General features: G+C 59.8%; 10 protein-coding genes and 1 pseudogene. 1 reads left to right on the forward strand and 10 read right to left on the reverse strand.

Features of this window, described 5'->3' with window-relative positions:
* From pstA to JWR14_RS04490, 7 genes are all read right to left on the reverse strand, one after another.
* Nucleotides 1–799 (reverse strand): phosphate ABC transporter permease PstA (gene pstA, locus JWR14_RS04460; protein WP_299702018.1); only part of this gene is annotated, 799 nt, incomplete at its 3' end.
* On the reverse strand, nt 796–1779 hold the full coding sequence (gene pstC / locus JWR14_RS04465) for a phosphate ABC transporter permease PstC (RefSeq protein ID WP_299702021.1): 984 nt from the start codon (nt 1777–1779) through the stop codon (nt 796–798). The genes pstC and pstA, both read right to left, overlap by 4 nt.
* A gap of 91 nt (nt 1780–1870) precedes the next feature.
* Complete coding sequence (gene pstS, locus JWR14_RS04470) at nt 1871–2902, reverse strand: phosphate ABC transporter substrate-binding protein PstS (RefSeq protein WP_299702024.1); 1032 nt, start codon at nt 2900–2902, stop codon at nt 1871–1873.
* A gap of 378 nt (nt 2903–3280) precedes the next feature.
* Entirely contained in the window at nt 3281–4639 is a 1359-nt protein-coding gene (gene glmM, locus JWR14_RS04475) for a phosphoglucosamine mutase (protein ID WP_299702027.1), read from the reverse strand.
* 95 nt (nt 4640–4734) lie between these two features.
* Nucleotides 4735–5667 carry a dihydropteroate synthase gene (folP, locus tag JWR14_RS04480; RefSeq protein WP_299702029.1) on the reverse strand — a complete coding sequence of 311 codons (933 nt, stop codon included), beginning with the start codon at nt 5665–5667 and terminating at the stop codon, nt 4735–4737.
* A gap of 205 nt (nt 5668–5872) precedes the next feature.
* A complete protein-coding gene (gene ftsH, locus JWR14_RS04485) occupies nt 5873–7768 on the reverse strand; it encodes an ATP-dependent zinc metalloprotease FtsH (RefSeq protein ID WP_299702032.1) in 1896 nt (631 codons plus the stop codon).
* A 197-nt stretch (nt 7769–7965) separates the two neighbouring features.
* Nucleotides 7966–8628, reverse strand: coding sequence for an RlmE family RNA methyltransferase (locus JWR14_RS04490; RefSeq protein WP_089159164.1), 663 nt, complete (start codon nt 8626–8628; stop codon nt 7966–7968).
* A gap of 406 nt (nt 8629–9034) precedes the next feature.
* Here JWR14_RS04490 and JWR14_RS04495 point away from each other — a divergent pair, with 406 nt between their 5' ends.
* Complete coding sequence (locus tag JWR14_RS04495; RefSeq protein WP_299702043.1) at nt 9035–9589, forward strand: YhbY family RNA-binding protein; 555 nt, start codon at nt 9035–9037, stop codon at nt 9587–9589.
* 83 nt (nt 9590–9672) lie between these two features.
* Here the strand turns inward: JWR14_RS04495 and JWR14_RS04500 are convergent, their stop codons facing one another.
* From JWR14_RS04500 to JWR14_RS04510, 3 genes and pseudogenes are all read right to left on the reverse strand, one after another.
* A complete protein-coding gene (locus JWR14_RS04500; RefSeq protein WP_299702046.1) occupies nt 9673–10194 on the reverse strand; it encodes a DUF4149 domain-containing protein in 522 nt (173 codons plus the stop codon).
* Nucleotides 10194–10670, reverse strand: coding sequence for a transcription elongation factor GreA (greA, locus tag JWR14_RS04505; protein WP_299702049.1), 477 nt, complete (start codon nt 10668–10670; stop codon nt 10194–10196). The genes JWR14_RS04500 and greA overlap by 1 nt, the downstream gene beginning before the upstream one ends.
* A 153-nt stretch (nt 10671–10823) precedes the next feature.
* Nucleotides 10824–11135: pseudogene (locus tag JWR14_RS04510) on the reverse strand (carbamoyl phosphate synthase large subunit); the annotation flags it as partial.

Raw genomic sequence — 11135 nt, forward strand, 5'->3', positions numbered from 1 at the left:
GGAACGGGCTCATCGCGAACTTGTAGATCGTGACGGGCAGGTTGGCCACCGGTTGATTCATGTCCCACGAGAAGAACTGGTTGGACAGCGCCGTGAATAGCAGCGGCGCGGTTTCACCGGTGATGCGTGCAACGGCAAGCAGGACGCCCGTCACAATGCCGCTCACCGACGCCTTCAGCGTGATCGAACAGATCATCTTCCACTTCGGCGTGCCGAGTGCGAAAGCCGCTTCACGCAGCGCATTCGGCACGAGTCTCAACATGTTTTCCGTCGTGCGGATCACGATGGGAATCTGCAGCAAAGCGAGCGCGATCACCCCGGCCCAGCCGCTGAAGCGCCCCATTTGCGCGACCACCAGCGCATACACGAACAAGCCGATCACAATTGACGGCGCCGACAACAGGATGTCGTTGATGAAACGCGTCACGCTTGCGAGCCAGCGCTTGTCGCCATATTCGGCGAGATACACGCCCGCGAGAATCCCAAGCGGCGTGCCGATGAACGTGGCGAGCAGCACGAGCATCAAGCTGCCGACAATCGCGTTCAGCAAACCACCGCCATCGGTATTAGGCGGGGGCGTGTTCTGCGTGAACAGTTCGATCGACATTCCGCCGATACCCAGCTTGACCGTGGTGAACAGAATCCACACGAGCCACAACAAGCCGAACGCCATGGCCGCCAGCGACAACACCAGCGCGACCACGTTTTTCCCACGACGACGCCGCTGCAACTTGATGCGCGTAGCTTCTTCCCGCTCCGGATTACCGGAACCGGGGAATGGAGTAGTTGACCTGTTCACTTGCCACCCTCCCCTTTTTCGAGGCGCAGCAACATGAGTTTGGACAACGACAGTACGATGAACGTGATCAGGAACAGGATCAAGCCAAGCTCCATCAACGCCGATGTATGCAAGCCCGGGCTCGCTTCAGCAAACTCATTAGCAAGCGCGGAGGTAATGCTGTTGCCCGGCGAAAACAGCGAGACGTTATCGAGCAGATTGGTGTTACCGATCACGAACGTCACCGCCATTGTTTCACCGAGGGCGCGGCCTAGGCCGAGCATCACGCCGCCAATCACGCCCGTTCGCGTGAACGGCAGCACGATCTTCCACATTACTTCCCAAGTCGTGCAGCCAATTCCATACGCCGATTCCTTCAGCAACACCGGCGTGACTTCGAACACGTCGCGCATCACGGCCGCGATGTACGGAATGATCATGATCGCCAGGATCACGCCAGCGCAAAGGATGCCGATGCCAATAGGCGGCCCCTGGAAAAAGCGGCCGATCAACCAGACGTTACCGAGCGCACTGCCCAGCGGTTTTTCGAAATATGTCGCGAAAATGGGCGAGAACACCAGCAGGCCCCACATGCCGTAAACGATCGACGGGATTGCGGCGAGCAGTTCAATCGCCACGCCGAGCGGCCGGCGCAGCCACGCGGGCGCGAGCTCAGTCAGGAACAACGCAATGCCGAAGCTCACGGGCACCGCGATGATCAGCGCAATGATGGACGTGGCGATGGTGCCGTAGATAGGCACGAGCGCGCCGAAACTATCGGTCTGTGGATCCCAGTCGGAACGCCACAGGAAACTGAGACCAAATTTTTGAAGCGTAGGCAGCGAGGCCACCACCAGCGACACAATAATGCCGCCCAGCAGCAGCAGCGTGACGACGGCGGCAAGCCGTGTCAGCCCACCGAAAACGATATCACCGAGACGACCGGGAGCGCGTTGAGCGCGGCTGGCGGGCGGAGTCGATGAGAAGTTGATGTCCGACATGGGAACCTTCGGAAGGGCCGCGCGGCGGATGCCGCGCGGCAATACGGACAGAAAAGCCAGATGCCTGTTGCTTACCGCTTAAAAAAGCAGCTTACTGCGCGACTGCCTTGCCCGATGCGTCCTTCACTTTCGCCTTCCACTGCGTTTCGATTTCGGCAACTACCGAATCAGGCAACGAAATGTAGTCGAGTTCGTTGGCAGCTTGCGTACCGTTTTTGAACGCCCAGCCAAAGAACTTCAGCGTTTCCGCGCCTTGCGCTTCCTTGTCCTGCGTCGTGTGGAGCAGCACGAAGGTTGCGCCGACGATCGGCCATGCGTCCTTGCCCGGCTCGTTCGTCAGGATCTGGTAGAACGACTTCGACCAGTCTGCGCTCGCTGCAGCGGCCTTGAACGTTTCCGTCTTCGGCTCGACCACTGCGCCCGCTGCGTTCTTCAAGTCGACGTACGTCATCTTGTTTTGCTTAGCGTACGCCCATTCCACGTAACCGATAGCACCCGGCAGACGCTGAACGAACGCGGCGACGCCGTCGTTGCCCTTGCCGCCCGTGCCCGTTGGCCAGTTGACCGTCGAACCTTCACCGACCTTGCTCTTCCACTCAGCGTTCACCTTGGACAAATAGTTCGTCCAGATGAAGCTCGTGCCCGAGCCGTCAGCGCGACGCACGACAGCAATGTCCGTATCCGGCAGCTTCAGCTTCGGATTCAGCGCGGCGATAGCCGGGTCATTCCACTTCTTGATCTTGCCGAGGTAGATGTCGCCGAGAACTTCACCCGACAGCGTCATCTCACCCGCCTTGATACCCGGCACGTTGATCGCCGGAACTACGCCGCCAACCACTGTCGGGAACTGGAAAAGCCCCTGCTTGGCCAGTTCGTCGTCCTTCAGCGGTGCGTCCGAGCCAGCGAAATCCACCGTCTTCGCGATGATTTGCTTGATGCCGCCCGAGGAACCGATACCTTGGTAGTTAACCTTGCCGCCGCCCGACTTCTGGTACGTATCGGCCCATTTCGTGTAAATCGGTGCAGCGAAGGTACTACCCGCGCCGGTGATGTCCGCAGCTTGAGCCGACATCGCAAACATTGCGCCGACGATGCCTGCGAGCGCGGTGTGCATCAATTTCATGTGATCTCCAGGGTTGTGAGCAAGTGGCTCGACACCGCGAAGGATAGGGGCTCAATGTGACAGTCCGATGACTAACTATGAAGCCAGCGTGACAACGGGCTTACGGTAACGAAAGTTTATAGTGCGAGGGTTTGTCGGCCGAGGCTTGATGGGCGGGCTGTCGAGGTGATTCGGCCGTGTTTCTTTCAATTATTTTTCTGGCCACGCAATGCCGTGTAATGTTGCGATCGGATTAGCGCGATTTTTTTGGATCGATCGTTCTTTTTAAATACTTCGATACCTGAAATGGGGCGACGGCAATCGCTCTCATGCAAAAACGCCACGGCACAAACCGTGGCGTTTTCAGTACTTTTTCAGTGCTCCAAGCGTTTGCGACGCTCAGGTCGTCGCGTCCTTCACCACCTTCGCAATACTTTCTGCGTGCGCGACCGCATCCGCTTCCGACGCGGCTTCCACCATCACGCGCAGCACCGGCTCTGTTCCCGATGCGCGGATAAGCACCCGCCCATGCGATTCCAGCGCGCGCTCGGCGTCCGCGATCGCCTGCTTGATAGCGTCGCTGCTTTTCCAGTCGGCGTCCGGACTCATCCGCACGTTGATGAGCTTCTGCGGGAACAACGTCACGCCGTCGAGCAGGTCGGCAAGCGGCTTGCCGCTGCGTTTTATTGCCGCAAGCACCAGCAGCGCAGAAACAATGCCGTCGCCCGTGGAATGCCGGTCAAGCGACAGGATATGCCCCGACCCTTCCGCGCCCAGCATCCAGTTGTTCTCACGCAGCTTCTCGAGTACGTAGCGGTCACCTACGGCGGCGCGCACGAACTGCACGCCCGCCTGCTTCAGCGCGACCTCGACCGCCATGTTCGTCATCAGCGTGCCGACGGCGCCGTCCACACGCCCGTCCGTCGCCATGCGGTCCTTGACCAGCACGTACAGCAACTCGTCACCGTTGTAGAGCCGCCCTGAGGCATCAACGATCTGCAGGCGGTCCGCATCGCCATCGAGCGCAATGCCGATATCCGCACGATGCTCTTTGACCGCGCGCACCAACGCGTCGGGCGCCGTGGCGCCCACGCCGTCGTTGATATTGAAGCCGTTCGGGGACACGCCGATTGACACCACCTCAGCGCCGAGCTCATGGAACACTTGCGGCGCGACGTCGTACGCAGCGCCATGAGCGCAGTCGACTACCAGCTTGACACCGTGTAAATCGAAGCTAGCCGGGAACGTACTTTTGCAGAATTCGATGTAACGGCCACGTGCATCGTCCAGCCGGCGAGCCTTGCCCAGTAGTTCGGACGGCGCGCAGGACATGGGTTCGTTAAGTTGCGCCTCAATCTGCAACTCGACTTCGTCCGGGAGCTTGTTGCCATCGGCGGAGAAAAACTTGATGCCGTTGTCGTAGTACGGGTTATGCGATGCGCTGATCACCACGCCCGCCGCCAGGCGCAGGGCCCGCGTCAGGTACGCGACGCCCGGCGTCGGAATTGGGCCGGCCAGCATGACGTCAACCCCCGCCGCCGAAAAACCCGACTCGAGCGCCGCTTCCAGCATGTACCCCGACACCCGCGTGTCCTTGCCGATCAGCACCGTCGGACGGCTGCCGCGCTGCGCCCATTGATCCGCTCCCGCCAGCACTTTCCCGGCTGCATAACCTAGCCGCAACACGAAGTCAGGCGTGATCGGAGCCTCGCCGACCTTGCCGCGGATACCATCTGTTCCAAAATATCGACGTGCCATTGTTTCGTTTTTATCCTTGCGCGAAAAATTAAGCGCGAACTATGAATTCCAAACCTCTCGAGGCACCCGCAATGCGTATGCCGTCGCAACGCCGGTCATTGAGTCGGGCGTTCGGTCGTACGTTGACACGTGCGTTGACTTGAGTTGGCGGCAGCATGCATCGCTTGCCATACCTTCAATGCATCGGCAGTCGCCGCGACGTCGTGCACGCGCACAATGGCCGCGCCTCGCTCGGCCGCGCACACCGCCGCAGCCACGCTCGCCGCCACGCGCTCGACCGGTTGCGTTCGCCCGGTCACCGCGCCAAGCATCGACTTGCGCGACATTCCAGCCAGTAACGGGACGCCCGAATTCGCGGGGCGGGTCTCGGCGAAATGCGCTAGCAAAGTGTAATTATGATCGATCACGGACTTGCCGAAACCAAAACCGGGATCGAGGCAGATCCGCTCCGCGCTGATTCCGTCTGCCGTCAGCGTACGCAGCCGCTCCTCGAAAAACTCCCGCACCTCCGCCACAACGTCACCGTACACAGGTTCATGCGTCTGCATGGTTTGAGGCTCGCCAAGCATATGCATGACGCAGAGTCCGCACTTGCTGTCCCTGACCACATCGAGCGCGCCTTCACGACGCAAACCCCAGATGTCGTTGACCATATCCGCGCCGGCGGAAAGCGCGGCGCGCATGACCGCGGGCTTGTACGTATCGATCGAAAGCGGCACGCCCGCCGACCGCAACGCTTCGATTACCGGGATTACGCGTTCGAGCTCTTCGTCCAGCGGGACAGGCGGCGCGCCCGGACGGGTCGACTCGCCGCCAATATCGATCATGTCGGCACCGTCGCGAATCATCTCGGTGGCCTGTGCGATCGCCGCGTCGCGCGCGACGAACCGGCCGCCGTCTGAAAACGAATCCGGCGTGACATTGAGAATGCCCATGATCAGGGGGCGCTCAAAGGTCAGCGTGAACCGGCCGCATTGAAGTGGCTGGGCAACGGCGCGAAGCCCGTTCGGAAGAGGTGAAGACAGCATAGTGGTCCAGCGACGCGATAAGGAAGCTACGTTTTTAGATTGATGGGCGCCGAACGGTCGGCCATTCGGAGTGCGTACGGCGGAGCCCAAACGATCACCAGCCAAACCAGTGAACTTGCGCCGGGAGGCCTCAAAAAGCGAGCCCCAACGGAAAAGGGCTGGTGTGAAAACACACCAGCCCCTTCCGATTTGCTTCAGGATCGCGTCAGGCTGAAGCAGGAGCCGTGGCGTTACCCGGTTTGACTTCCGCGCCGGTATTTCCACCACCCGACGACGGATCACTCGACGGCGGCGGCAGATTCTTCGGCGGACGCGGCGGACGACCGCCCATGATGTCGCTGATCTGTTCTGCGTCGATGGTTTCCCATTCCAGCAGCGCCTTCGTCATGGATTCGACCTTGTCGCGGTTGTCTTCCAGCAGCTTGCGGGCGAGGCCATACTGATCATCGAGAATCCGGCGAATTTCAGCATCGACCTTTTGCTGCGTGGCTTCGGACACCGTCTTCGACGCCATCTTGCCGAACACGCCGTCCTGCTCCGTGTCGACATACACCATGGTGCCAAGCACATCCGACATGCCGTAACGCGTCACCATGTCACGCGCCATTTTCGTTGCGCGCTCGAAGTCGTTCGAAGCACCCGTGGACATGGAGTTCAGGAACACTTCCTCCGCTGCACGGCCACCGAACAGGATGGCGATTTCCTCGAGCATCTTGTCACGATACAGATTCACTCGATCATGCTCAGGCAACTGCCACGTGATGCCCAATGCCCAGCCGCGCGGCATGATGGAGACCTTGTGGACCGGATCTGCGTGAGGCAGCAGCTTTGCCACCACCGCGTGACCCGACTCGTGATAAGCCGTGTTGCGACGCTCTTCTTCACGCATCACAGCCGACTTACGTTCCGGGCCCATGAAGATCTTGTCTTTCGCGTCTTCGAAGTCCGCCATCTCGACGATCCGCTTGCCGCGACGCGCTGCGAACAACGCTGCTTCGTTCACGAGGTTCGCCAGATCGGCGCCCGAGAAGCCCGGCGTACCACGTGCAATCACCGAAGCGTCGACGTCGTTCGAAATAGGCACCTTGCGCAGATGGACCTTCATGATGTGTTCGCGGCCGCGGATATCCGGCAAGCCAACATACACTTGACGGTCGAAACGGCCCGGACGCAGCAACGCTTTGTCCAGCACGTCGGCGCGGTTGGTTGCAGCGATCACGATCACACCGGAGTTCGCCTCGAAACCATCCATTTCCACGAGCATCTGGTTCAACGTCTGTTCGCGTTCGTCATTACCGCCACCCATGCCGGCGCCGCGATGACGGCCCACAGCATCGATTTCGTCGATAAACACGATACACGGCGCATGCTTCTTGGCCTGCTCGAACATGTCGCGCACCCGAGCTGCACCCACACCAACGAACATTTCAACGAAGTCCGAACCCGAGATGCTGAAGAACGGTACTTTCGCTTCACCGGCAATGGCGCGAGCCAGCAACGTCTTACCCGTACCCGGAGGTCCGACCAGCAACACACCGCGAGGAATACGCCCGCCCAGCTTCTGGAATTTCTGCGGATCACGCAGGAAGTCGACTAGCTCGGAGACCTCCTCCTTCGCTTCGTCACAGCCTGCGACATCGGTAAAATTGATCGCGTTGTTGTTCTCGTCGATCAGCCGCGCTCGCGACTTGCCGAACGAAAATGCTCCGCCTTTCCCGCCGCCCTGCATCTGCCGCATCATGAAGAACCAGAAACCAATGATCAGGATCGTCGGTCCGAGGTAATACAGCGCGGAAACGAGCGCGTTCGGTTCGTCGTCAGCCTTGCCGCTGACCTGAACGCCGTACTTCATCAAGTCGCCGACCATCCAGATATCGCCAGGCGACACGATTTGATATTTCTGACCGTCTGCGGGAGTAACGGTGAGATTACGGCCCTGAACGGTAACTGTCTTGACCTTACCGGACTTCGCGTCGTCCATGAATTGCGAATACGAAACACCTTCCTGGACGCGGGGCTTGTCGAACTGCTTGAACACCGTGAACAGCACCAGTGCGATAACCAGCCACACCGCTGCCTTAGAGAACATATTGTTGTTCAAAGCACCACTCCTTCACTCATAGACGGGCGCCTACATTCGCCTTGCGGCACCACCAAAGCATTCTAATCCAGACCGCAAACCCCTGCTATAACCTTTAGCTAGCACGAACATAGCGGCCGGGACCCGATTGTTTGGACATATTCGGCAGATCAACCGTCGGGACACCCGGTCCCCGGCGGCGTTTCCACCCGCAACTCTCAATCCCGACGCTTGAGTTGCCTGCCCAAAATAAACGTTTCGGACGATTTATCGCGCGACGCCTTCGGTTTGCGCGGCGCGACGATTTTAAATTGATGCTTGAACTTCTCCACTATTTGACTATAGCCGCTGCCGTGAAAACATTTGACCAATAAGGCGCCTTCCGGCTTCAGATGGTTCTGAGAAAAGTCCAGCGCCAGATCGCACAGATGTTCCATTCGCGCTGCATCCGCGCTGGCAACACCTGAGAGGTTGGGGGCCATGTCGGAAATTACAAGATCAACTTGATGGTCTCCGACGATTTCCTTCAACTGGTCCAGTACCGAGTCTTCACGGAAATCACCCTGGATGAAGATCACGTCGGCAATCGGCTCCATGGGCAGCAGGTCGAGCGCGATGATCTTGCCGTCGATCCCGCCTTCGCGCGTTTCACCCCGCTTGGACCCTTTAGCCAATTGGTTGCGCGCGTACTGGCTCCAGCTCCCCGGAGTCGAGCCCAGGTCGACAATGATCTGGCCCGGTTTGATCAACTTGTCCTGCTCGTCGATCTCCTTCAGCTTGTATGCCGCGCGCGCCCGATAGCCCTCGCGCTGCGCGAGCTTCACGTACGGGTCGTTGATGTGGTCGTGCAGCCACGAGTAATTGAAGCGGTTTTTTGCCATTAAGAATGAACTCTTGCTGCGTGAAGCTGTGCTTTTAGCGGATAATACGCGTCTAATTCGGGCTGCTGCTCATTTGCTGGGCAACTTGCTTGCCAACTTACGAGGCAGCCTTCGTCGATGTGGACAGCCGATTCCGGCGCCGTTGCGCCCTGTGTTTGCCAGCGACGTTTGCCGGAGGCCCGAGGCTGATAAGGTGCTTCGGGCTTATCTGGCAAGGGGCGGCGCCCGAGCTCCGGCGATTAAAGATTCGTTAAAATCAAGTCCGTTGCTCGCCGCACCGCCTCGCGCCGTCCGTCATTTTCTTGAGCAAGGCGTCCCGCCCTGCCCGTCTTTGTTTTGCAATCGCGACCGTTTAGCCGCTTTTACGCTACGGCGCCTCTCATTTTAGTCGAGTCCGTTACTTCTCATGCCAGCTCTCAAACTTTCTCCCGCCCAACGCGCCGACCTGCGCTCCCAGGCTCATGCGCTCAAGCCCGTCGTACTCGTTGGCGGCGAAGGGCTGACCGAGGCCGTGCTGGCCGAGATCGAGGTGCACCTTGCTGCACACCAGCTCATCAAGATCCGCGTGTTCGGCGACGACCGTGACGCCCGTGTCGCAGCCTACGCCGACATCTGCGACCGGCTGGACGCCGCGCCGGTGCAACAGATCGGCAAGTTGCTCGTGGTGTGGCGGCCGGAAAGCGACGAAGCTCCCAAGCCGTCGCGCGTTGCCGGTGTCCGTGGCGCCAACCGCATAGCACCTCCGAGTGCCGGCGAAGCCGCCGCTGAGACCTCGTCGAAGGGACGTGCGCCGCGCGTGGTCAAGGTCGTCAAGATCACGCGTGACGCGCCTGTGGTGCGCAAGCCGAAGAAGCAAAAGCTGTTGGTTCGCGGCAACGAACGGGTGACGGCCGGCGGCAACGTCAAACGCGCAAAGAAGCGTCTGCCCAGCGCCAAGCGTCACCATCAATCGTCGAAATAAGCTTTTCAGCGGTCGCCCTTCCGCGCTCACCTGGAAACCAGAAAGCCGGTCACGCCCGAACCCCTCGGGCATGACCGGCTTTTTTAACCGCGCGCGCGACGCGCTGCGACGCTGGCTGTCTTTCCCTTCGGAATGACCGATTGGGCCGGAAACTTTGCGGGCGGCAGGCGCCAGAACAACACCAATCCCAGCACGCTTTCCACCAGGTAGAACGCGCTCGACACGCCGTGCAGCAAACCAAAGCGGCTTGCATAGGGCGATTGTGCGAGTTCCATTCCGCCTTCCTGAGCCGCCACTCGCAGCGCGTTCATGAACGGCTGCAGCGCGAAATAGCCGATCAGCACGCACAGCAGCATGCCCGCGATGACCCAACGGGTCCGCTTGTATTCGGCGAAACCCGTTCGAACGAGGCGGTTAGCCAACACCAGCAGCAGCAGCGCACAGATCACGCCGAGGAATCCCTCGATGCGAAACAGTTGCGCCGCAACCGATCCCGCCGACGTCCGGTCAAGCATGCTAAACAGCACCGGCGCAGCCACGTACCCAAGCGTCAGCATGCTGCCGACCCAGATCATGGCGATAATCCGAAAGAATCGATGGGCCATCAGACGTACTTGACCGCGATGATTTCATACTCGCGCGCGCCGCTCGGAGCCTGCACCGACGCCACGTCACCCTCACTCTTGCCAATCAGCGCACGGGCGATAGGCGAGCTGATGGACACCAGTCCATGGTCGATATCCGCTTCGTCGTCACCGACGATCTGGTAGGTGACCGTGTGGCCCGTGGCCGTCTCTTCCAGTTCGACCGTCGCACCGAAGATCACCCGCCCGTCGGCTTCCACGGTAGTCGGGTCAATGACTTGCGCCCCGGCCAGCTTCGACTCGATCTCGGCAATCCGGCCCTCGATAAAGCCCTGCTTCTCCTTGGCCGCGTCGTATTCGGAGTTTTCCGACAAGTCGCCCTGCGCGCGGGCTTCGGCGATCGAATTCACGACAGCCGGACGCTCCACGGATTTGAGGCGTTGCAATTCGTCGCGCAGCAGCGCTGCGCCGCGTTTAGTCAAAGGAACTGTGCTCATAAACAACTCATTACGCAAAAATGCAGACGTAAAAAAATTACCGCGGTTAAGTGCATCTCCCGGTAAAAAAGGAAGACGCCGCTTAACCGCGGCCCTTGAAACTTAGACTTCGTTTGGAGACTGCTGATACTGCTGAGACTCGAATCAGAAGCCTTAGTTTAGGCGAGCATGGAGTCCTTGTAAATCATAGACTTCCAGGTCCTTCAGATATCGCAGTCCTTCGACCGCTGCGCGCGCGCCCGACATGGTCGTGTAGTACGTGACCTTGTTGGCTTGAGCGCTCATGCGGATCGAGCGGGAATCGGCAATCGCGGCGCGGGTTTCGTCGACGGTGGTGAAAACCAGCGCAATCTCGCCGTTCTTGATCATGTCCACAATGTGCGGCCGGCCATCCTTCACCTTGTTGACCACCTTCACCGGCACGCCTGCGGCCTGGATGGCCGACGCCGTGCCCTTGGTCGCCAC

The organism is Caballeronia sp. (assembly GCF_028292365.1).
Lineage (GTDB): Bacteria > Pseudomonadota > Gammaproteobacteria > Burkholderiales > Burkholderiaceae > Caballeronia.